Origin of the sequence: Brevibacillus brevis, from assembly GCF_001039275.2 — a bacterium.
GTDB lineage: Bacteria > Bacillota > Bacilli > Brevibacillales > Brevibacillaceae > Brevibacillus > Brevibacillus brevis_C.
In genome coordinates, this window is record NZ_CP030117.1 from 4,795,354 (window position 1) to 4,818,117 (window position 22,764).

At 50.0% G+C, this 22,764-nt stretch carries 17 protein-coding genes; 2 read left to right on the plus strand and 15 right to left on the minus strand.

The genetic code is table 11. The features are described 5' to 3' along the window. Positions 1-11 precede the first annotated feature (11 nt). Genes AB432_RS23180 through AB432_RS23195 form a run of 4 tightly spaced genes read right to left on the minus strand, consistent with a single transcriptional unit; the run spans position 12 to position 4,496 of the window. Positions 12-1,439 (minus strand): YlbE family protein, encoded by a 1,428-nt coding sequence (locus AB432_RS23180; protein ID WP_048034283.1) that lies wholly within the window; start codon positions 1,437-1,439, stop codon positions 12-14. A gap of 2 nt (positions 1,440-1,441) precedes the next feature. Continuing rightward, positions 1,442-2,986, minus strand: a complete 1,545-nt coding sequence (fdrA, locus tag AB432_RS23185; RefSeq protein ID WP_048034284.1) for an acyl-CoA synthetase FdrA — start codon at positions 2,984-2,986, stop codon at positions 1,442-1,444. Further along, on the minus strand, positions 2,968-3,834 hold the full coding sequence (locus AB432_RS23190) for an oxamate carbamoyltransferase subunit AllH family protein (RefSeq protein WP_235617535.1): 867 nt from the start codon (positions 3,832-3,834) through the stop codon (positions 2,968-2,970). The genes fdrA and AB432_RS23190 overlap by 19 nt, the downstream gene beginning before the upstream one ends. 53 nt (positions 3,835-3,887) lie before the next feature. Continuing rightward, complete coding sequence (locus tag AB432_RS23195; RefSeq protein WP_047071401.1) at positions 3,888-4,496, minus strand: ankyrin repeat domain-containing protein; 609 nt, start codon at positions 4,494-4,496, stop codon at positions 3,888-3,890. A 215-nt stretch (positions 4,497-4,711) separates the two neighbouring features. On the opposite strand from AB432_RS23195, the gene AB432_RS23200 reads away from it, so the two are divergent. Then, complete coding sequence (locus AB432_RS23200; protein ID WP_048034286.1) at positions 4,712-6,406, plus strand: PucR family transcriptional regulator; 1,695 nt, start codon at positions 4,712-4,714, stop codon at positions 6,404-6,406. Between the two features lie 92 nt (positions 6,407-6,498). Here the strand turns inward: AB432_RS23200 and AB432_RS23205 are convergent, their stop codons facing one another. The 3 genes from AB432_RS23205 to AB432_RS23215 all read right to left on the minus strand — a co-directional run bounded on the left by AB432_RS23205 (position 6,499) and on the right by AB432_RS23215 (position 8,111). Continuing rightward, positions 6,499-7,113 (minus strand): PH domain-containing protein, encoded by a 615-nt coding sequence (locus AB432_RS23205; RefSeq protein ID WP_048034287.1) that lies wholly within the window; start codon positions 7,111-7,113, stop codon positions 6,499-6,501. Positions 7,114-7,229: 116 nt separating this feature from the next. Further along, positions 7,230-7,787: a nitroreductase family protein gene (locus tag AB432_RS23210; RefSeq protein ID WP_048034288.1), complete on the minus strand. Its 558-nt coding sequence runs from the start codon at positions 7,785-7,787 to the stop codon at positions 7,230-7,232. Positions 7,788-7,853: 66 nt separating this feature from the next. After that, complete coding sequence (locus tag AB432_RS23215) at positions 7,854-8,111, minus strand: hypothetical protein (RefSeq protein WP_048034289.1); 258 nt, start codon at positions 8,109-8,111, stop codon at positions 7,854-7,856. Between the two features lie 70 nt (positions 8,112-8,181). Between AB432_RS23215 and AB432_RS23220 the strand changes: the two genes are divergently transcribed. Next, complete coding sequence (locus AB432_RS23220; protein WP_048034290.1) at positions 8,182-8,562, plus strand: RidA family protein; 381 nt, start codon at positions 8,182-8,184, stop codon at positions 8,560-8,562. Positions 8,563-8,622: 60 nt separating this feature from the next. Here the strand turns inward: AB432_RS23220 and AB432_RS23225 are convergent, their stop codons facing one another. From AB432_RS23225 to AB432_RS23260, 8 genes are all read right to left on the minus strand, one after another. Further along, positions 8,623-11,148, minus strand: a complete 2,526-nt coding sequence (locus tag AB432_RS23225) for an SEL1-like repeat protein (protein WP_048034291.1) — start codon at positions 11,146-11,148, stop codon at positions 8,623-8,625. Positions 11,149-11,289: 141 nt separating this feature from the next. Then, on the minus strand, positions 11,290-12,027 hold the full coding sequence (locus AB432_RS23230) for a PIG-L deacetylase family protein (RefSeq protein ID WP_048034292.1): 738 nt from the start codon (positions 12,025-12,027) through the stop codon (positions 11,290-11,292). 10 nt (positions 12,028-12,037) lie between these two features. Beyond that, positions 12,038-13,054 (minus strand): N-acetylglucosamine kinase, encoded by a 1,017-nt coding sequence (locus AB432_RS23235; protein WP_048034293.1) that lies wholly within the window; start codon positions 13,052-13,054, stop codon positions 12,038-12,040. After that, entirely contained in the window at positions 13,054-14,562 is a 1,509-nt protein-coding gene (gene argH, locus AB432_RS23240; RefSeq protein ID WP_048034294.1) for an argininosuccinate lyase, read from the minus strand. The genes AB432_RS23235 and argH overlap by 1 nt, the downstream gene beginning before the upstream one ends. A gap of 110 nt (positions 14,563-14,672) precedes the next feature. Then, on the minus strand, positions 14,673-17,204 hold the full coding sequence (locus tag AB432_RS23245; protein ID WP_082195985.1) for an NEW3 domain-containing protein: 2,532 nt from the start codon (positions 17,202-17,204) through the stop codon (positions 14,673-14,675). 120 nt (positions 17,205-17,324) lie between these two features. Then, entirely contained in the window at positions 17,325-19,844 is a 2,520-nt protein-coding gene (locus tag AB432_RS23250) for an NEW3 domain-containing protein (protein WP_048035936.1), read from the minus strand. A 53-nt stretch (positions 19,845-19,897) separates the two neighbouring features. Next, positions 19,898-21,625 carry an ABC transporter permease gene (locus AB432_RS23255; protein WP_048034296.1) on the minus strand — a complete coding sequence of 576 codons (1,728 nt, stop codon included), beginning with the start codon at positions 21,623-21,625 and terminating at the stop codon, positions 19,898-19,900. A 14-nt stretch (positions 21,626-21,639) separates the two neighbouring features. Further along, the gene (locus tag AB432_RS23260) at positions 21,640-22,716 is read right to left on the minus strand and encodes an ABC transporter ATP-binding protein (protein ID WP_048034297.1); all 1,077 of its coding nucleotides are present in this window, start codon (positions 22,714-22,716) and stop codon (positions 21,640-21,642) included. Between the last annotated feature and the right edge of the window lie 48 nt (positions 22,717-22,764).

Below are 22,764 nucleotides of genomic sequence, written 5' to 3' on the forward strand. Positions count from 1 at the left end.
AGGATGAAAAGCTATTCGCTAATCGTTTCCGTCACTGCGAGCAATGCCTTTTCAAAAGCTTCCATTGGCGGATACGTAATGCCCGCACCGATCATGCCGATGCCTGCGTCTTTATGCGCAATGGCGGTGTTGATAATCGGCAGAATGCCTGTTTGGATCACCTGACGAATATCGATTCCTGTCGGTACTCCGCTAAAGTCCAAGAGTGGAATCGTGACGTTTGGATTTTCTGCTGTCGTGATTTCTTTCATCGTGGTGGAGAATCCGATCGCTTCTTCAACCGTTCCGCCTACGAGCGCGACAATCGCTGGAGCTGCTGCCATCGCGAAGCCACCGATCCCATATGTTTCGGTGATCGCACTGTCCCCGATATCCAAGCCGGAATCCTCTGGCTTGTAGCCGGCAAACATCGGACCGATTACCTTTTGTGCTGGTCCAGTAAACCATGTGTTGCCAGCCATACCGCTTACACGGATACCGAACTCTACGCCATTGCGCGCCATTGTGGTGACAATCGTGCTGTTCTCGATTCCATGTGCTGCATCCAGCGCGCATTTGCACATCGCCATCCATGTCGGACCAGAGAAGTAATCGCTGCTCGCTACGAAATCGAATACTTCGCGCTTTTGTTCTTTTGTGAATTCTGTCTCCAAAATGTACGGAGTCAGCGCTTGAATCAACAAGCTCGTACCTGCATTGTTGCGGTTGTGGCATTCGTCACCCATGTGCAGTGCTTGCGCCAGCATGAGACGCAGATCGATTTCACCTGCAATTTTCATCGCATCACGCAGCATCGGTCCCAATACATCGCGCATCCAGTTCAGACGAGCGATGACACTTTCATCGTTGGCACCCATGCGCAAAATTTTAGCCATTTGCTCACTGAGGTTGGTATAAGCGACGTTGCCATACGTTTTGTTTTTCACCACATGCATGAACATCGAAGCAGATGTGACACCTGCCATGGAACCTACGCAGTTGTGTTCGTGGCATGGAGAGAACGTGATCGCGCCAGACGCAGCTACCTGTTCAGCTTCCTCGATGTCTTTTGCCAAGCCCTCGAATACAATTGCGCCAGTTACGGCACCTTTCATCGCGCCGCACATTTTGTCCCATGTAATAGGTGGACCTGCGTGCAGAATCGTGGTTTTGGTCATGCCCGGTACTACATTGATCGCTTGGTCGAAGCCAACGAGCATCGGCTGGGAGTTGATGATACGCTCTACCGCCAGCTTGTTTGCCGCAGCGATTTTCTCAGCGACAGCAACGTTTTCCAGTCTGTCGAGAGCGTTGATCAGCTCAGGCTTTCCGCCGCCTGGTGGCTTCCAATCCAGATGAGACGCATTCGCATTTTGCTTGATGATATCGTCTTTGAAAAACTCGATCCCTACGTTGATCGCATGAATTTTCCCGTTAAACAGCTCGTTGATTTTGCTCATGATTATTCCCCTTTCGCAACAAATTCTCTAGCCAGAAGACCTGCATTCGTGCTGCTGCTTGCAATCGTTACGCCCGCATCCATCAGCTTCTTCACTTGTTCATCGAAGTTCGGTGTATCGAGGTCGGTTCCCAGCACGTAGCCCAGGATTTCCAGATGTCTGCCTTCCTTGGCAGCCTGCGCCTTTGCTTCGATGATCGCTGGCAGCATCACGCCTACTGGATCTTCGTGGGAACCGAAGCCCAAGATGAAGTCCATCAGAATGACCCCAACGGAAGGATCTTTTGCTTCTTCCAAAAATCTTGCGATGCGCGTGGAAGGATCGATCATCGGATGCGGCTTGCCATTTGTAAAGTCGTCATCACCCATGTCGAGGAAAGTGTGAGCCTTGCTCTCATGGATGTTTTTCAGCTTGTAATCTGCTTTCTTTTGGATGTTGCTGTATACGTCTTCATACTTGTCCATTGCGAGGTACATGGCTTCGTCGCACAGCGTACCACCACAGAACAGCCCGCGAACGTATTTTTGTTCAGGTGTCAGCTTTGCCCGGACTTCTTCAATCAGCGGCCAGTTGAGTGCGCGCTTGTTAAGCTCGTCTTCGTTGGCACCAGCCAGCACAACTGCTTTGATGGCTGCTTCCTTGCTCGTCTTGGCAAAATGTCCGCCTGCCTCGAGAACTGCTGTCTCTTCTCCACCAATGAAGTACACAACCACAGGTTTTTTGCAGCTTTTCACTTGTGCCAACACTTTTTCCTGAACACTTGGTGCCGGCGGCTTGGAAATGAGCACGATGACCTTTGTCGCCTCATCCTCTTCCAGTGCTTTGATTCCGTCGAGCATCATGATGCCGCCGACTTGCTCGGAGAGGTCGCGACCGCCTGTACCGATCAGCTGCGTGATACCGCCGCCGAAGTCGTGAATACGCACGCTTACCTCCTGGCTGCCTGTACCAGATGCACCTACGATCCCGATGTTGCCTTTTCTCACGGCGTTTCCGAAGCAAAGGGCCACATTGCCGATAATCGCTGTACCGCAGTCAGGTCCCATCATCAAGAGGCCTTTTTCATGCGCGAATTGCTTGAGGGCGATTTCTTCCTCGATGCTTACATTGTCGCTGAACAGCATGACGTGCAAATCGTTTTCCAATGCTTTTCTCGCTTCTCTCGCAGCGAATGCACCGTTTACCGAAATGACAGCGAGGTTTGCCTCTGGAATGCTGGCTGCCGCTGAATCAATCGTGGAGTATTTGATCTCCGTTGCTGATTTGCTGCCGCCTTTTTTCTTGAACAGTTCTTCGATAGCCATGAGAGCGCTCTCGCACAGCTCGTCTGTCGCTGCCTTCACCACGATCATCAAGTCACTCGTTTTCGCTGCTTCCAGCTCAGGTGTGAGCAAGCCTACGTTTTTCAATACCTCTTTGTTCATGTCGGTGCCCATCGCGATAACCGCTTGTTCGACACCTTCAATTTGATTCGCTTTTGTGGATAGAGACATCAGGGATACCGAGTCAAAATACGTGCTTTGCTTGATTACGACTTTGGTAGACATACATTACCTCCAGCTTCTAGATTTCGTTCCAAACCACATAGGATACCAAGCAGGATATCCGTACCCGACGACGAGCCGATCCCGATGATTTTGTCTAACGCAGGGACAAGCTCTTCCATGGAGCCGGACACCATGCATGAAAGTAAGTTATTTAGTGACTCTCTTACTTGTCCATGGGCTGCTTTTTTCAGCGTGATCGCACTGATTTCGTTCGTTAATGCTTGGGACGAACGGATGATTTCATCGAAAAATGGGCATGCCAAACAAGAGGAAATGTTTCGCATTTTGTATACACTGCACAATCCCACTAAAAAATCGTCACCTGAGGGTGTTAACCCCGGCCCCAGTCCGATAAGACTTATCGCATGCTGAGTAGCTGACCCTATGCGGTTGTTCGCCAGATCGTCGGAAAGCATACCTGCACGCTGAATCAGCATACGGGACATCTCTTTCTCAAACGGACTGGCAGGTTGGGAGGACATTTTCATGCCCCCCGTCTTGCCGTATACGTCCACGTAGTTTTTCGTGAACGCCACATTTCTGCGCAATACATCTATGCCTTCTATGTCACAAGGATAGGAAGGAAGCTCACCTTCCCACTTTGTTGCTTGCTGAATCCATATTCGCAAATCCGTTCCAATAACGAGCGTGCTATCTTCCGTAATGACCGGAGTGTTAACGGACAGCCCCAGCTCCGAAAAGCCTTTAACATCAATGATGAGCGTGTTCGGTGCATTGTCTAGCTGATGGTTGCCAATGGTGTACAATTCCCCGTTTTCGCTGCATGTCAAATTGATCGTTCGCTCAAAAATACTGTGTACGGTCCCGCTAAAGTTTGCTCGTGCCAAACGCTCAAGGAAACCAGCATCGCCAGACAACGCCTGGATGTACATGGGACGCTTTACTTTGCTCCTGCTTCCAGCAAGATTTTTTCGATCTCGGTGTAGCCTTTTCTTCTCGCAAGCTCAAGCGGTGTTACGCCGTATTTATCTACCATGTGCACATTGCAGCCATGCTCAATCAACAGCTTGATGATCGTTTGTTGCTTCTCGCCGCCATCACCTAAGATGATCGCTTCAATGAGTGGTGTCCAACCCACAAAATTGGTATGGTTTACGTTGATGTCAGTCGTCGTTACGAGCTCACGTACGATGTCCACATGACCTTTTTCGCAAGCAGGTGTAATCCCTACTCCTCCAAAACGAGTCAACAGCTCCAGATTTGTTCCTGCCTTGATCATCATTTTGACAAGCTCCAGCTTACCGTTGATGCAACCGAACAAGAACGGGTTGAAGCATGTTTCATCCTGCAAATCTACATCTGCACCCGCTTCTACCAAAAACGATACCGCTTCCAATTTGTCGTTCATGGCAGCAGTCAGAATCGCTGTACGCTTTTGTCTGTTTCTTGCGTTAATATCTACGCCCTGCTCCAGATGCTTTTTCAGTGCTTCGATATTTCCCTCAGCCGCTGCCTCGAGAAATGCTTGTACTACGCTTTTGTCTGTCATAGTAAGCCCTCCATGATCTCGTGATGGAACAACCCGCCAAGATTGGCTAAGCGCTTGCTCTTTAAAAAAACAATTAGACAAGCACCCGTACTTACATCATTATTTTAGACAGGGTGATTGGAATCGTCATTGTGTATGGAAACTAAAAAAATCGAGGCTCACTTGTGCACATTGCACAATTACAGGAATCCTTTTGTGGCAAAGGAGTGAACAGGGTGCTGACCATCAAAGATTTGCTTACCATTCAATCCATAGACGGCATCAAAATCATCGCCGGAGAGCAAGGCATCAATAACGTCGTCTCCATCGTCAATATCATGGAGAACCCGGATGCTTTTGACTGGCTGTCTTCCAATGAATTACTGCTCTCCACCGGATATATTTTCAAGGACAATCCCGAGCTGCAAAATAAAATCATCAAGGAGCTGGCGGAAATCAACTGCTCCGGTCTCTGCATCAAGATGCACCGCTATTTCGATCAAATCCCGCAAAACATGATTGATCATGCCAACAAGTATGGGCTCCCACTCTTGGCCCTGCCGTTTGAATATACGCTGTCTAAAGTGATTGCCATTATTAACGAGAAAGCCTCCGGGCGCTATGATTTGTTGAACCGCAAAACATTGGACATGCATAATGCCCTGTTTCGCATTGCGCTGGAAGGTGGCGGACTGGATCGGATCGCTTCCGAGCTGTCTGAGACGATCAACAATCCAATCCTTATTCTGGATCAGGACTGGCATCTCTTGCATTACACGGAAATCTGGCACAATCCGATTCCACTTGACTCCTGCCTGACCTTAAGCAAAAACAGGCCTGTTTTTACCCGTGACTTCACCGAGTCCGTCCCCAAAAATATTAGCCAGATCAAAAAGTCGATCAAGCGTATCTACCATGCGAAAGATGATGAGATTAAATGCAGAATTCTACCCGTTGCTGTAGCCAATCACATCTACGGATACATCGTCGTCTGGCAAACCGTTTGGGAGCTTACGGAATTTGACTATATCGTACTGGAACAGGCGTCCACCATCGTGGCGCTGGAGCGGATCAAGGCGAGGGAAATCGAGGAAGTGAAGCTGAAGATCAGACAAGACTTTTTCGATGACTTACTCACTGGTAAAATCACTTCGGCTGACTCGCTGCAAACCTTATGCGATTTGCACGGACTGCAATCGAGCTACATGTATTTTTGTATGGTTATTAATATCGAGCCGGTTGAGCTGGAAAATTTGGAGGATATTATCGATCGCAAGTACGAGCTGGATCGGATCGCCAAAAAATGCGTGGATCTTGTGTACGATTACGCGAGCAAAGCACCGGGAGAGGTGACCTGCTTTTATCGGAACAATCGGATCATCATTCTCATCGGGCAAAATGAACATCGCCCTGTGGTGTCTGCAAGTGAAGCGAAGCAATTCGCCAATGAGCTGTACAGCGCTCTCGTGGACAAAATCAAGAAAACCTTGTTCTTTATTGGGGTAGGACGCCAATATAAAAACATCGCTTCGCTTCATAAAAGTTTTTCCGAAGCACATGAAGCGATCCGCCTGATGCAGAAGTTCAACAGCAAGGGCGACGTCTCTCATTTCGATGATTACTCCGTCTATCATTTCCTGGATTCCAACATTAAGGACATTGAACTGGAAGACTTCTTTTTAAAGCGTTTGGGGAAACTCTACGAGCATGATCAAGAGTTCGGCACGAGCCTCATGGTAACCTTGGACAATTACTTTCTGTACAATCAAAACGTCAGTGAAGCGGCGAAAGCGATGTTCATTCACCGCAATACGTTTATTTACCGGATCGAGAAGATCAAAGAGATTTTGAACATGGATTTGAAAAACTCGGAGGAGCTGCTTCAAATCCAACTGGCGCTCAAGATCGGCAAGCTTTTGCACAAGGAGTAGAGCTCGTAAGAGTAGGAGCTTGTCGAAGATTTCGCTTGAATACAAAAAGAGCCTTTTTAAAGAGGCTCTTTTTCCTTCATTATTACTACTTTTTAGTTATGAATATATTTTTCAAAGACTTTACCAAAGTCTTTAACGACATACTTGTATCGGATGTCTTCCAGCCAATCGAAGGTGTATTGGTTGATGGACTTGAATTGTGAAGCTACGTCTGCTTGCTGGCCTGTTACGCGACCCAGTGTGCTTTGGGCGACGTGGAGGCTTTCTTTTGCATGCTGGAGCGCAAGTTCGTTATCGTGCATAATCGATGCGATCTTCACAAGAGCTTTGTAGAGGTCTTTTAGCTCCTCCAAATGCTTTTTGTTTACATCGATCGAGTAGTGCTCACTGCCCATCGTGAACTTGATTTCGACATCCAAATCGACGGTTCCGGCTGTTTCCAAATACACGTCAGAGATCGGGTGTGTATGGTAGGAATAGCGGCGCAGCATGCGCTTTTTGCTAGTGGCACTCGTTCCATCCAGATGAACCAGCCCCAGATTGGTGAAGCAATACTCGTCGGACTTTGATTTGATCAAAAAGTAAATTTTTTCATTATCCTCGTGCATGATGTAATCATCAGCGTCCACCTTGTCGTAATCCGCTGGCTTTACCACGATTCCCACATTGCTCAAGCCAAGTGCGTCTGCCGCAAGCTTTCCAAACATTATGAAACAGCTCCCCTCGATATGTACGTCTAACCTTACCATTTATACGTGCGTGGGGGGACTTAGTTGCAAACAACTACTGTGATTCACCCAGTTTTTTAAGAAGGCCTGCTTGATTACAGCCAGGTCGTCTTTTCTTCCGCTGCCACCCGACTGGTCTCAGGAGCATCTGCCTCAGGATAGCCAATGAACAGTGTGCCCACGACCTTTTTATTTTCAGGCGATCCGAGGAATTGCAGCAAGCGCTCGTCGCGAACCAAGCCGACTCCTCTCGTGCGCCATACCATGCCCAGTCCCAGTTCCTTCGCTGCCAGCCACATAGAGTGAATCGCGCAGCAAACCGCGTATTCGTTATCCTCTGAGGATGCTTCATCCCCTGGGATTACATCAGCGGTGGCGACAATGACGAGCGGTGTTTTTTCCAGGACGGCTAAGGAATCCTGCACGAGATTCGGCTTGGTCGGAAAACGCTCCAGCAAAAATTGCTTCGCGATTTCCTCGAACCGCAGCTTCGCTTCTCCTCTGATCACGTAAAAATGCCACGGCTGACGCAAGCGGTCGTTCGGCGCTAACACTGCGCAATCTAGCAACGCTCGGATTTTTTCGGTTTCTACTTCTTTTGGAATATAGTTACGCACGGCTCTTCTGCTTTTAAGTGCCTCTAGTACGGACATGCTGGGTTCCTCCTCGGTTGTACCATTTTCTTGCCAATCTCAATCATTATATCGTATAGGCATCCTTCAACGGGAATGAATCGCCAAATGTGCTTGATGTTCGTCTTCGATTGCCACGTAGATGTCGTATTGCTTATGGTCTTCTACTTGGGGCATCATCCCCATGTCTCCCCCTAAATGACGAAGCGCATGAGAGTGAATACGTGTCCGAAAACGGATGCCATGAGCGTCCAGTTTATATGCCGCACGCACGTATTCTTGATGACCAATCGCAGTGTAGATCAAGGACTTGTACTTGGAAAAAAGAGTGAGAAAAAAGTTCATAAACTGCTCCACTCTCCTTCTTTTTTGTAGTATATTCCAATTATTGCGGAAATGAGAGGGGCTTTCTACTATGAGTCGAAAAAAAGTATTCACCGGTTCGCCTTGGGAGCCTGTCGTGGGCTATTGCCGCGCAATCCGAATAGGAGACCGGATTGAAATGGCTGGCACCACTGCTATGAAGGACGGAGAAGTCGTTGGTGTAGGCGATGCCTATGAACAGACAAGGTTTATCCTGGAGACGATTGAAAAAGCATTGCGAGAATTAGATGCTGATTTGTCTCATGTGGTCAGAACGCGGATGTTTGTAACGGATATCAGCAAGTGGGAAGAGATCGGAAAAGCACATGGGGAGTTTTTCCGCGAGATTCAGCCAGTCGCTACGATGGTTGAGATCAAGGCATTGATTGACCCGCGTCTGCTTGTTGAAATTGAAGTGGAAGCCATTGTTTAGCATGCTGGTTAGTTGGAAGCGGACCGACGAGTTATTCTGTCGATCCGCTTTTTGCTTTTTCTACGATTGGGTAAGCTCCTCAGGGATATCAAGACCTGCCTTTTCCGCTTCTTCAATATGCTTTTTCACCAGGAGCTCGTCCGCAAATTGTGCTTCGTTCCGGTAAATCCTTGCCAGCTCGATATGCGCATGCGGGTAGTCTCTTTCCAAAGCAGCGTGAAAATAAGTGATGGCGGCCTCGATATTTTTGGCTGTGCCGTAACCATTATAGTAGAAGATTCCCAAATTATAGGCACTGATATCGCCGCCTGCTTCGTAATCCTGGTAATAATAATGCAGCGCCTTTTCGTAGTCTCCTTTTGAATCGTTCAGATAGCCAAGCCACTCAAAAACCGGCGAGCCCAATAACTCCCCCTGTTCATAATGCCAGAGGGCCTTGTCCAAATCTTGCGGCACCAGCTCCCCGTCATAATAGATGGCACCAAGATTGTTGTGAGCCAGCGCATGACCGTGTTCTGCCGCCTTCCCCATCCAGTACATTGCCTGATCGGCATCTGGCTCCGTGCCTATCCCGTGTCGATAGCAGCAGCCCAAACCGTTCATAGCGTAGTGGTTGCCTGCCATCGCCCCAACTTCGTACCAGTAAAAAGCTTTATCAGCATCCTCGAAGCCTTCTAGACTGTAATACATATGGGCAAGGTTGTTCATAGATGGAGGATAGCCCTTTTCGGCAGCAAGCGTATCGTACAGAATGGCTTTCTCATAATCACCTGCTTCATACGCTTCCATGCCCAGGTTGTACAATGTTTCTACCGGTGTATACTGATCTACGCTGTCACCATCGGATTGCTCCCCTTTGGCATAAGCCAGCAGTCGCTTGCGAACCTCGGCATCAAAATAATAGCTGTAATACCGATCTTCGACATCCTCTAGCACGAGCGCTTTATCTGCCCTCGACAGCCCGTACTCGCTTACTAAATAAACGTCGTGGCCCTTGAAGGCATAAGCATAGCCCTCAACCAATGCCTTTTTCACCACCAGATCGAATTCGAAATCACTCCGTTGTTTTTCCAGCGAAAAGGCAATGCTCCATAATCCATTTCTCTTCAAAGCATACGCATCCTGATGCAGCCAACAAATACTTTCATAATCGTCCAAAGGGAATAACCATGCTGGCTGATCGGCATCCCCATGAAAAACGCCTAGCTTTCCATCTTTTTTCGCAAGCACTTGATCGCCCTGCCCTGATTCTGTATACACCTGCAAATCAATCAGTTCATCGTATTCGTACGGCAACAGAAGACTCTCCTGCTGCTTGCCATAAGCGGCGTACTTCTTCCCCTTGCGCAGAACGAGCAGATTCGGAAAATGGGTTTGCCGATTCAGTTTATCGAAGCCAGATGCGCCGATAGTGCCGTCTTTTTTGTACAAGGTGCTGTGAGATGCATCCTTGTGCGGTTTGACGAGGGTAAGCCCTTCGCCGATATGTTCGACCGCCGTCAGCGGGAAGTCCCCGATGTATTTCCAATATTCGTTAAAGATTTTCCGGTTTTTCCTGCCTTTGACCGCCGTATGGTAAAAGCCGTCCCCACACTTGAAAGCTTCTTCGTGCTCAAAATCTATCGTTACAGAACCAGCTTCGTCTAGCACGCCCCACTTTCCGTCTTTCTTTGCCGTATAAAATCGTTGGCAATCAAGCGGTTCCAATTCTTCATAGTGGGTCGGGACAATCATTTTGCCTTCCAGATTGATCAGACCATATCGATCGTTTCGTTTGACAATGGCACCAGCCGAGCCGTATTCAAAATCGTAGGCATCCTCCCACTCCAATGGAATGACGATTCTCCCGGATTTATGTACATAGCCATAGCTGCCATCTCGGGCGACCACGGCGAGATCTTCGGAAGCGAAATCGTAAAAGGCATCGAACTGAGGGGCGAGCAATACGTTTCCCTCTTCGTCTTTGAGGCCGAACAAGCCGTCTTCCTCAAAAATCTCCACGTCGGGGTGTTCTTCATAAGGCTGCCAGATGTGTCCCCAGCCGTATTGGTAATCCTCATAATTGAGCAGCTCGGCAAAAGTACGAAAGCCCGGGTTCACGTCCATCAATTCGGAGTAGTTCAACAGCGAGATGTCATCGTTGTCCATTGCCTTCGTAATCATCTCGTTGTTATAAGCAATATTGGCGCGCAAAGTTTCTGCCTGCTCTTCATGAGGGATGTCATCCATATTGAATACGTCCCAGGCATCGATGTGAAAATACGGAAGCTTTCGTTTTTCCAGATAGCTCAGAAGCTGATTTCTCGCTTCCGAAAATGCTTCCTTGTTACGGATTAACCCTTCCTGTCTCTCCAGGAAATCGTAAAATCGCCTCACGTTTTCGATGCCAGCTTGCGCGTCGTAATAGAGTCCGGAATTGTCCGGCTCGGTATGGTTGTTGTAGTTGTTTCCAGCGATCGAACCACCTTCTATGAAAAGCGGTTGCAAGAGTAGGGGAACCTCATAGCCCCATTCCACCATCATCGTGTCGTCGTCTTGTGCTTGAGAAGGTTCACTGACGTTATATACATAGACTCTGTGTGACATGTCTTCTCTCCCTTTGATTTCCAATTGCACTTGATCACATTTAAGCAAATCTAGCAGGACAAAACAATCCGACTGATGGGCTATCCATTGAAAAAGGCTGACTAGCAAAAATCATGCTGGTCAGCCTTTCTACTTTTTAGATTACAGGTCAATGACAGGAATACTCCCACCCACACTAACCGGTTCAATCACCTTGCCCGCAGACCGCACCAAAGTAAAATACTCATAGCAGCCGATGACCCCAAAATCCCCATCGATAACTCCCGGATAAGCGCGATTCACGGAATACTCCTGACTTAAGTGAGCCTTCAGCGCCTCTCCTTTTTGCATCCGATAGCCCGAAATATCGACCTTGCCTGTAATCGGAACTGCTGGCTTTGGACCATGATCCGGGCAATGATCGTAGTAGTGCGGGATCGAAACATAGTACAGATCAGGATATTCTGCCGGAGTCAAGCATGCCTCCGCTTGTTCGACCGCTCGCGTCGTCGCCTCGCACGTGACGATATGATCGGGATGACCCGTTACCCCGTCAGGCGGAAACGTAACGACGACATGGGGCTTCCATTCCTCTATCGCTTCCCGAATCTTACCCGCCAGCTCATCCAGATCGGCATTTTGCAAGGAACCATCCGCGTACCGGAACAAGTCGAGACGACTGATTCCGAGCACTTCCGCTGCTGTTTTCAGCTCTAGCTCTCGATGTTTTGCCAGCTTTTCTCTGCAATCGATATCGAATGGACCGCTGCGTCCTTTGCAGCCGGAGGTAATGCACAAATAACACGTTTCATATCCAGCGTCCTTGCACTTTGCCAACGTTCCCCCGCAGGCAAAAGATTCATCGTCAGGATGGGGAAAGACAACCATTACTCTTTTCATTACTGGCACCTCACTTGCCGCTCGATTGGCGTTCTAAATAAGCCAATCCTTTTGCTATGACACCGTAAATCGGATCGTTTTTCGCATTTTCGATGACGACCTGCGCAGCATACTCTCGGACGCGCTCTACGACTATCTCTCGCACGCGATCATCGTTTTGCAAAACACCTCCCTGCATGATCATCTGAAACGGCTTGGCTTTCATTTGCAACGTATCTATGACAGCCCGAGCAGCATCGAAAAGCTCTTCGCCTGCGACCTGCAAAATAGCTGCTGCCACCTTGTCTCCGTCAAGTGCCGCTCGACTGACCAACGGCGACAGCTCTCCTACCTTCTCTACAGAATAATGCTCACTGTACGTCCAGTTAAACAATTCATCTACGCGTCCCAGTCCAACGTGCGGGAGGAGCAGCTCCTTCAATACGGTCGGCTCACCGCGGCCATCCGCTGCTTTTAATACCGCCATAATCGCTTGCTTGCCGATCCAGTAGCCGCTGCCCTCGTCACCAACCCGATGCCCCCAGCCTCCTGCTCGCGCCGTTTCCTGTTCATCGTTTACACCAAAAGCAATGGAGCCTGTGCCTGCGATGACCAGAATGCCGGGTTTGCCTCCGGTCGCACCGAGCAATGCCGCAAACCCGTCGTTTTCCACAATCAACTGCTGGACGCGAATACCGAGCTGGTGCAGCACCTTGCTCACCATCCGCGAGATCACCTGACGATCATACTCTGTGTCCAGGCCAGCGATCCCGAACACCGCGCACTCGATTTCCCATTCGATTGGTCCATCCAGCGTCGGAGTGCCGCTCATAAAGGGGGGAACTGTTTGACGAGCGATCGCATCGTCCAGAGCTTGGCTGATTGCTACAACCAACTCACGAGCTGCCGCTTCCTCCCCGATCCCTTGATAATTGCATGAACCGGAGCGTCCTGCACCGATTTCATTTCTGGAGCGGTCCACCAGTACCGCCAGACACTTGGTGCCCCCTCCGTCCACTGCCAGAAGAGGTATTCGCACCACTGCCATTACCCCACACTCCATTCGGCTGTCATCTGATCAAGCCCTTTCATCACATTGGCAATCGCCTGCTTTTTCTGTGCCAACCATTCTGTTTCCTGCTGGAGAACTGTTTGACGAACGGCGATCATACGCTTCATTTCTTCCGGATTGGGGCCACCAGGTAGCTTGCGGATCATTACGAAATGAACCGGGTCAAGCGCCAGTCTGAGCTCTTCTGCTGTGAGCGACAGCTCCCGCCCGATTACTTCCACGGCTGCACGGTTTACCAGCTCCAAGCTGATTTGGTTCGCAGCGAGCTGCTCGCTCATCGCTTCTTTTACCACACGACTCACGATGTGATGCGATTTGCGGAACGAAAGTTGATCCGTGCGCACCAATGTATCCGCCAGCTCCGTGACGGTTGCAAAGCTACCCTTTGCCCGCTCCAAAAGGACGTCCTTGTTCACTTCCATCGTACCCACAACACTCGCCATCAAACGATACATCTGCTCGAGTACTCCCATGCTCCGCCACGCGTATGGCTGCATGTCATCCTCGGTATCCACGATATCGCCAAAAGGGGTATTGTGCATCATCGAAAGCACTGTCGTCGCATTTCCTGCTGCACTGGACAACAGAGAGCGCATATGCTCAAAGGAAACCGGATTGCGCTTTTGCGGCATGATGGAGCTGATCTGCACGTATGGACTCGCGACTTTTAACCCCGCGAACTCTTGTGTGCACCACAGCAGCATATCTTGAACCGTACGCCCCAAATTAATCGCTGCCAATTGAACGGCTGTCGCTACTTCCCCCAAATAATCTGCGCCGCAGACTGCATCATAGGAATTTTCCACCAGCTCATCAAATCCGAGCAATTCGCGCATCCGCTCCCGGCTGATCGCAAAGCCAGAAGTCGTCAAGGCTGCTGCTCCCATTGGTGAGCGATTGACTGTGTGATAGGCCTGGATCAGTCGCTTGATATCACGGCTGAGCATGTCAGTAGCCGCCATGATGTAATGCGCCATTGTCGTCGGCTGTGCCTGCTGTGTATGTGTGTAGCCAATCATGATCGTATCCACATGCTCATTTGCAAAGAGGAGCAAATGCTCTTTCAGATAGAGGGCAGAAGCCAAGGTTACCAACAGTTTTTCACGCAGCACCATGCGGTATATGGTAATCCCCATGTCGTTGCGGCTGCGAGCCAGATGCAGATTTCCTGCCACATCAGGAGCCAGTTCCAGTAAACGGCTCTCTACCTGAAAGAACAAATCTTCAAACTGTCCGGTGTAATGCGATTGGCGCAGCTCTTCCATTTCGATCCCACACAGTGCACCAGCAATTCTTTTGGCCTCATCGTCTGTGAGCAATTCTTGTTCACGAAGCATGATCAAATGCGCCTTGTTGATCGCCATCATCGGATGCAGCAGATGCTGCTTCGCTTCATTGAATGCAGGCTCCAAGACTGCCTCCACGTATGTCTTGCCAGGGAAACTGGCTCCCTCCTGTTGAAAAATTCGCTCTCTGTAATTCATCTTTCTTGCATCTCCTTCCCTACCCGTTCGTATGCTGCTTCTATTTTTGCGTCTGATCTTCTTTTAGGAGGGGGGCGACCGCCGAACGATCGCCTTCCCTTCTATTATGTTTACTGCTGTGGGCTGATCATGTTGACAAACAATCGGATCGCACCCGGTACGAGTGATGGAATTTCGCGATACCATACGAGCGAGCTGTAGGTATATGTTCCTTTTCCATACTTGGTAGTGAGGTACGTACCTGTAAATTCCTTCTCGCCTTCGTCTCCATTGGAGATGAGCTCTGTGTATTCCTTGCCCCACTCGGATGGATTATAAGCGGAACGATCCTGAATCCAGTTGTCCCAATCTTCCTCCGTGATTTTGTTTGGCGAATGGAACAAAGCATGATCAGGCGCCAGTACTGTTACTTTGGAGTTTTCGTCTGTGACACGCCATTGAATTAGCGGAGCACCGATTTTGATCGGATAAGGTGCCAGCTCGGGCTTCCATTTATCCTCTGGCTTGTGGTATTGCACGACCAGATTTCCGCCGTTTTCCACGTATTTCAGCAAGCGTGCATTCGAAGGAATCAGCTCAGGTCGGAAACCATAAGCACGAATACCCAGCACGATCGTATCGTATTGATCCAGATCACCAGACTCGATGTCTTTTGCCGACAGATTGGTCACATCGACTCCCAATTGGGACAAATACTGATCGATATTGTCAAAGCCACTGGATACGTAACCGACCTTCAATCCTTCCGGCATCTTCAGGTCAAAAGCCTGGATGGCAAGCGTCGCTGGTTGGACAAAGTAAGTCGTACCGATATGCGGGTAACGGATGACCTGGGCCCCGTGTCGGCTCTCTTTACCACTGCCAGACGCTACTGCTGTCACCGTATACTTATCCGGTTGGACCGAAGCATTTGCTTTGACCGTAAAGGCAACCGACTTTGTTTCTCCCTTGGCCCCAAAGGCGAGCGGTGCTGCTTGTGGTTCTACACTCCAGCCTTTTGGTACGTCGAGAGAGATGTTGGTTTTCGCTGCACCTGGATTGTAGTTTTTCACCGTAACCTTGACCGGGATTGGCTCCTCTGGCTTCTGCGTATTCAAAACCGTCGCATTTGGACTCAGCACCATAGAAAAAGATGGAAGAACTGCAATGGCATCTGCTGGTGTCACATGGCTATTCGCCGTCGAGCCTGCAAAGCTGTAGCTGACGTCTGCCGTAATGGCGAAAGCGGCATACGGTTGGAACAGAGCAGCATCAGAAGGTACTGTGACATCAAATGTCGTTTTTACTGTCTGATTGTAGCCGAGCGATGAGAAGCTGGTGGTCGATTGTGGCTTGGCTTGCCAGCCTTTTGGTACATTCAGCGCGAGATTGAGCTTCCCGACTTTTGCTTGGCCGCCGTTGTAAGCCGTGACCGTTACTTTCGTTGTTTGGCCTGCTACCAGCTCAGTTGTCTCAGGCTTTACTTTGGTTACGAGCGAGAGCGCTTCTGCACTCGCCTTGTTCAGTTGGGATTTCTTCACTCCCAACCGATGGCGCAAGTCTGTTTTCGTGTCAGTTGGCAGGGAGGACGCTTCGACTACTGCCGTCGCTTTTTCCACATCCGCCAGCATTTCATGCGCTTCCTTGGCTACTGAGGCAAAGCTTGGGTATGCAGCAATGACCTCTGCGGCATCCTTTTGCAGCTTTTTCAGTTCACCCGCGACTTTTTCCCCGCCAGACTGGCTGGCCACTTCCTTGGCTAAATCGTCAAACGAATAGGAAATTCCCTCAAAAAAGTCTGCTTCCTTGTCTTTTGTCTCTACGATGGCTTGATCGAGCTTGTAATAATTGAAGCTTGGCCCTTCGTCATAGTGGCGTCCCATCCCCTGGCTCTTGTGCATGAAACGGGATTCTTCGCCGAGTTGGACGTAAGAGGCACCATAAATTTCGTCATAGTCGCCAACAGGCACCTTGACCGAGTAATCCTGTTCCTTTGCAGGCAGATACAGCTTCTTCACCTGCCAAGGAGCCAAGCCTTCTTTTGCATGCTGTGGAAAAACGTTTGGATCTGCGGCATCCTTGAATGCCCGCACCGTAATGACATTAATCGCGCGATGATGACCGTGAGTCGAAGGTTCGTTCAAAAATGCGGGAATCACGACATCGGGTCTCAGTGTCCGGATACGGCGGATGAGCTTTTCGTACGCGACATCCTCTCCCCATTTTTGCAAGGTTTCATCCGGGCTTTTGGAAAAGCCGAAGTCAAAAATAGGGTCATCGATCTTTTCACTGAGGTTCTCCAGATGGATGTTCGTGATTTTGGAAGCTTCCTGCAATTCGCGGGTACGAATGATCCCCAGCGCATTACCCAGCTCGCTGCCTATCTCGTTCTGTCCTCCCTCGCCTCGGTTCGCAATGACACTGGATGTGTCCACCCCTTTGCCAAGCGACAAATACGCGAGCATCGAACTGTGCTCATCGTCCGGATGTGCTCCGGTGTTCATCGCACTGGCAATCGTGGTGAGCGGCTTGATGGCTTTCCACAGGTCGACACCCCCGCGGTCTGCATGGGCGGTCTCGGGTGCTACCGGCATAATCAGACTTGTGGCTAGCACCGCAGCAGTCGTAATCGTGTACAGCTTGGCAAGTTTCCCCTTACTCAATGAACGTTCCTCCATTCCATTTTCAGATTGATGTCTATATCAATCATGGCGGTCTGTACGTTTGCATGTCATTGATGTAGCCATGGATCGACCCACGGTAGGCCCGGAGTGGATGGGGCATTACTGCTTCTGACTGATCATGTTGACGAACAAGCGAAAAGCACCAGGGACTAGCTGTGGAATCTCGCGGAACCAGGCAAGCGAGCTGTAGGTGTACGTCCCTTTTCCATAGTGCGCCGTGAGAAAAATGCCGCGGAACTCCGGTTCTCCCGGATCACTAGTCGCAATCAGCTCGGTATACTCGCTTCCCCAGCGAGAAGGATTGTAGATGGAGCGCTCCTGCACCCATCCATCCCAGTCTGCTTGGGTAATCACGTTTGGCTCCTGAAACATCGGATGGTCAGGGGCCAGCATACGGACGTCTGATTGCTCATTGGTCACCCGCCAATCGATCAACGATTCGCCGATAAAAATAGGGTATGGTGCCAAGTGCGGTTTCCATTTGTCCTCCGGCTTGTGGTATTGAACGACGAGATTTCCGCCGTTTTCTACATAGTGCAAAAGACGCTGGTTGCTCTCGATTAATTCGCGGCGGAATCCGTATGCGCGAATGCCGAGAACAATCGTGTCGTACCGGGACAAATCGCCCGACTGTATTTCGTTTGCGTCGAGATTGAGGCAATTCACCCCAACCGCGCGCAAGTATTTATCCATATTGTCAAAGCCGCTGGATACGTAGCCGATCCGTTGATTTTTCGGGATGGCCAGGTCAAAGGCTTGAACAGTCAGCGTAGCGGGCCGGATGAAATACGTGCGGCCGACATGCGGGTATTCAATGACCTGCACATCTTGCGCAATCTCTGTCACACCGTCTGTCCCCGCGACCGTAGCGCTGATCTGATATTTGCCATTCGTCACCTGCGGTGTGGTATGAACAGTAAACGCGATTGTTTTCGTTTCGCTGCGGAAAGAAAACGGCACATCGACAAAGGCTGGCTCCGCTGTCCAGCCTTCCGGGACAACGAGAGCGACCTTGGCTGTAGAGCTTCCCGGACGGTACTGTTTCAGTGTTACCTTAACCGGGATCGTCTCATCCGTATGCAGCGTGTTTCGCACCACATCTGACGGAGTAAGCGTCACGGCATACGGCGGAAGCACAGCTACACGACTATCCGGTTCCACGCGAATCGTACTGGCTGTATCGAAGGCGAAATAGAGCACCTCGACATCGAGCACAGGAGTCTTGTATGGATGGAACAGCTCTGTCTGGGCCGGAATCGATACCTCAAATACGGTGCACACCGTCTGATTGTAAGCAAGTCGTGGAAAAGCCGTTGGCGTGAGCGGTTTCGCCGTCCATCCAGCGGGGACACGCATACGCAGTTGCACATGCTCAACCTCAAGCGAGCCGCCGTTGTAAGCCGTTACGGTAACCGTTGTCGTCTGGCCTGCCACCCACTCGCCTGTCTCCGGCTTGATTTTCACGACCAAAGACAGAGCCTCCGCACTGGCACGGTTTAGCTGCGCTTCCTTGAGTCCTAGCCGATACAATAAATCAATCTTTGTGTCTTGATCGAGTGGAGCCTTGCCTACTTCTTGTTGTGCAGTCGCAAGCAAAGCCTTCATGCGGTGAACCCTTTGTGCCACCTCAGCAAAACGCGGGTAGGCATTCAATACATCTGTAGCCGCATCGTGCATACGGTGAAGCACTTCCGCGAGTTCTTGCCCGCCTTTTGCAGCGATGTTCTGCGCCAGATCAGCAAAACTGACGGGAAGTCCGGAAAAAAAGTCGCGCTCTTTTTCCGGTGCCGGAGTAACAGATGCATCCAAGCGGTAGTAATTGTAGGTCGGGCCTTCGTCGTAATGAACCCCCATCCCCTGTGTCTTATGCATAAACCTCGATCGCTCACCAAGCTGAACATAGGATGACCCGTAGATTTGGTCGTATTCCCCTACGGGTACAGCGACGTGATAATCATCGTTGTCCATAATAGGCAAATACAGCTTTTTCATTTGCCACGGCAAAAGTCCAGCTTGCCTATGTTCCGGGAAGATCTGTGGATCGGCTGCTTCGTGGAAAGCTCGCTGTGTCAGTAACGTAATCGCCCGGTGATGTCCGTGTGTCGTCGGTTCATTTTCAAAGCAAGCAATGACGACATCGGGACGCAGCTCTCTGATTTTTCGAATCAACCGCTCGTACACGACCTCTTCGCCCCATTTGCGGAAGGTTTCTTCGGCGCATTTGGAGAACCCGAAATCGTGAATGGGATCATCCAGCTCTTCGCTTAAGATGCCAAGCGTCACATTGCTAAGAGATGAGGCTTCTTCCAGCTCGCGCGTGCGGATAATCCCAAGCGCAGTGCCTTGCTCGCAGCCGATTTCGTTTTGGCCGCCTTCCCCTCTCGTCGCGATCACACTCGTGGTATACACACCTCTCCCCAGCGCTAAGTAAGCGAGCATGGCACTGTGCTCATCGTCCGGATGGGCACCTGTGTTCATGGCACTGGCAATGGTAGCGAGCGGCTTAATCGCTTTCCACAGATCGAGCAGTCCGTGTTCCCCCTGCATGGTGCGAGCAGATGCGGGAATAGGCGGGCAGGGCAATTTGGTCGGCTGTACCATCGGTGATTTCTTGTCCATCGATTCACTGACATCCACGTGAAGATCCCCCTTTTTCACGATGGCATCCAGCTTTACACGGCAGTTCCCGCTTTATCTCCGGTCAATTTTCTGGAGATGAACAACACGATGATGATGACCACGATTTGCAAGACACCATAGGCGCAAGCGGTGCCGAATTCATTACTGTACATGCGTTGGAATACCGCGACAGACAATGGCGTCGTCTTCGGCGTAAAAATCAGAATCGAAGCTACGAACTCCCCGATACACTGAACGAATGCCAAAAGCGTACCTGCGAGAATTCCACCCCAAGCCATCGGGAACACGACACGTCTGAAACTGTACCACCAGGAAGCACCCAGATTCCGCGCAGCCTCCTCGACAGATGGGTCCATCTGCATCAAAGTCGCATTGGTAGAGCGAAACACAAGTGGCAGATGTCGGACAAAATACGCCAACGGGATAATCCAGAATGTTCCGATCAAAACCTGACCAAAGCTGAATGCATTCGGCTCACTGAACGCTGCAATCAGGTTGATCGCCACAACTGTCCCTGGCAATGCCCATGGCAGCATGATCAACACATCCAGAAGCGTTTTCCCGCGAAACTTGAGGCGAACCATGGCATATGCCGCAGCTACACCGAAAATGACGATCCCGATTACCGCGATAGCAGACAACTGCAAGCTGTTCAGAATCGGACGCCATGTCTTGCTATCCGTGAACAAATCCATGTAATGCGATAGGGTATACTCCGGAGGTAATATTTGCACCGTCCAGGTACCATCCACCGAGAAGGAGATGAGTACCAATACGAGAATTGGCAGCATCAGAATGACTGTACCGATAAAAGACAGCACAATCGTGGTATAGCGTCCCGCTTTGCTCTTAATCTCGGTACGATGCACGCTGACCCCTTTGCTCAAGTTCTGGTAGTTGCGCGCGCCTTGGTACCAACGCATGATCAAAAGAAAAGCCACAGAAACAATTGAAAGAATCGTAGACTGTGTCGCAGCCATGTCCAAATCTCCATTGGTGCGAGACAGATAGATTTGCATCGTCATCGTCCGGTCAATGCCGAAAATGAGCGGTGCCGTATAAGAAGCCATCGAAATCATGAAAACCAACAGAGAAGACGCGACCATGGCTGGCGTGAGCATCGGCAAAATAATGCGCCGCCAAACGGTAAAGCGATTCGCTCCAAGACTGGCTGCCGCCTCTTCCAAGGAAGGGTCGAGTCCCTTGATTGCTGCCGTTGCTGTCATGAAGAAATAGGTGTACATCGTAAACGTATGAACGACGACCACACCCCAAATTCCTTTTAACGAGAAAGGAACCTGGGCAAGCCCGAACAGCTCTTTGATCGCCCGTGGAATGATTCCGCTCTCTCCGTACAAAAAGGTAAACGAGAGAACGCCAATGAGTGGAGGCAATGCCATCGGAACCAAAGCCAGCACTGAAAGTATTTTTCGTCCAGGAAAATCATAGCGTTCCAATAAAAACGCCATCGCGACACCAACAATTCCGCACGTAACAACACTCAGAACCGATATGTAGATACTGTTCCACAACGCTTCCAGGTTAGCGGTATGCTCCAGACTGAAGAAGCGAATGTAGTTTTTCCACGTAATTTCTTCATCGATTTTGATACTCGCAACGAACGTTTCGAACAATGGATAAATGACATAAGCCAACAATATTAAAAAGAGTGGCGATACCAGCACGTAGACGAAGGCGGGTGAAGCGGTGATGGACTTTCGTCTGGCTGCTGTCGGCGCTTGCTGCAACTCTGCTCTCAAAAGCTTCTTCCCCCTTATCCGGCAAAATAAATGCTCTCTTTCGGTATATGTAGGCCGATGGCATCGCCGCGCTGTTTAATCGGTCGTCCCAGGTTGATGGACATGCTGCGCAAGCTCTCCGTTCCTACTTCCGTGACGTAATTGACACACGCCCCTGTAAATTCAGACATAACAACAGAGCCTGTCACTACATTTTGTCCTTCATTTCCTGTACTCTCCAGAACGGATTCAGGACGAATGGACATGGTTACTTTCTCCCCAACTGACAACTGTGCACGTGGAGAGGCATTTTCCTTAAATCCGCTTAGCATTTGTCCAGAAGCCGTGCGAACCAGCACTTCATCGCCGTCAAACCCTGTAACTGTCCCTTCCCACAGATTCGTCTCGCCGATAAAAGACGCGACAAAACGGTTTACAGGACGATGGTAAATCTCATGCGGTGTTCCGATCTGCTGCACTTCTCCGCTCTGCATGACCATAATCCGGTCTGACATCGACATCGCTTCTGCCTGATCGTGTGTAACGTAAATCGTCGTAATCCCCAGCTCCAACTGGAGTCTCTTGATCTCGAAGCGCGTCTCTTCTCGAAGCTTCGCATCCAGATTGGACAGCGGCTCATCCAACAGCAGAATCTGCGGCTCGATGACCAGCGCCCGTGCCAGTGCTACCCGTTGCTGTTGTCCCCCAGAAAGCTGATCAATACGGCGTTCGCCATAGCCTTCCAGACGGACCAGCTTCATGATCCGTTCTACACGCTCTTTTGCATCGGTTTTGTTGACTTTCCGAACCTGCAAGCCAAACGCGATATTTTCAAAAACAGTCATGTGCGGGAACAACGCGTAGTTTTGAAATACCATCCCGGTATTGCGTTTATGGGGAGGAAGAGATGTGACCTCCTGTGATCCAAAGCGGATATGGCCTTCCGTTGGATAATAAAAGCCGGCAATCATGCGCAGGGTAGTCGTTTTGCCGCAGCCACTCGGACCGAGAAAAGTAAAAAACTCTCCTGATTCGATATGAATGTGAACATCTTCGACCCCTTTTGCTTGGCCAAACCTTTTGTGAACGTGATCAAGTGTTACGCTGCTCATCGGGTTGTGTTTCCTCCTTCATCGCAAGTCATTTCAAGCTGCGTCCGT

Excerpts from the sequence above, each read along its gene's own strand:
- AB432_RS23215 (WP_048034289.1), bottom strand. The coding sequence starts at position 8,111 with ATGAACTTTTTTCTCACTCTTTTTTCCAAGTACAAGTCCTTGATCTAC.
- AB432_RS23210 (WP_048034288.1), bottom strand. The coding sequence starts at position 7,787 with ATGTCCGTACTAGAGGCACTTAAAAGCAGAAGAGCCGTGCGTAACTAT.
- fdrA (WP_048034284.1), bottom strand. The coding sequence starts at position 2,986 with ATGTCTACCAAAGTCGTAATCAAGCAAAGCACGTATTTTGACTCGGTA.
- AB432_RS23225 (WP_048034291.1), bottom strand. The coding sequence starts at position 11,148 with ATGTCACACAGAGTCTATGTATATAACGTCAGTGAACCTTCTCAAGCA.
- AB432_RS23230 (WP_048034292.1), bottom strand. The coding sequence starts at position 12,027 with ATGAAAAGAGTAATGGTTGTCTTTCCCCATCCTGACGATGAATCTTTT.
- AB432_RS23220 (WP_048034290.1), top strand. The coding sequence starts at position 8,182 with ATGAGTCGAAAAAAAGTATTCACCGGTTCGCCTTGGGAGCCTGTCGTG.
- argH (WP_048034294.1), bottom strand. The coding sequence starts at position 14,562 with ATGAATTACAGAGAGCGAATTTTTCAACAGGAGGGAGCCAGTTTCCCT.
- AB432_RS23195 (WP_047071401.1), bottom strand. The coding sequence starts at position 4,496 with ATGACAGACAAAAGCGTAGTACAAGCATTTCTCGAGGCAGCGGCTGAG.
- AB432_RS23180 (WP_048034283.1), bottom strand. The coding sequence starts at position 1,439 with ATGAGCAAAATCAACGAGCTGTTTAACGGGAAAATTCATGCGATCAAC.
- AB432_RS23235 (WP_048034293.1), bottom strand. The coding sequence starts at position 13,054 with ATGGCAGTGGTGCGAATACCTCTTCTGGCAGTGGACGGAGGGGGCACC.
- AB432_RS23260 (WP_048034297.1), bottom strand. The coding sequence starts at position 22,716 with ATGAGCAGCGTAACACTTGATCACGTTCACAAAAGGTTTGGCCAAGCA.
- AB432_RS23250 (WP_048035936.1), bottom strand. The coding sequence starts at position 19,844 with ATGGACAAGAAATCACCGATGGTACAGCCGACCAAATTGCCCTGCCCG.
- AB432_RS23205 (WP_048034287.1), bottom strand. The coding sequence starts at position 7,113 with ATGTTTGGAAAGCTTGCGGCAGACGCACTTGGCTTGAGCAATGTGGGA.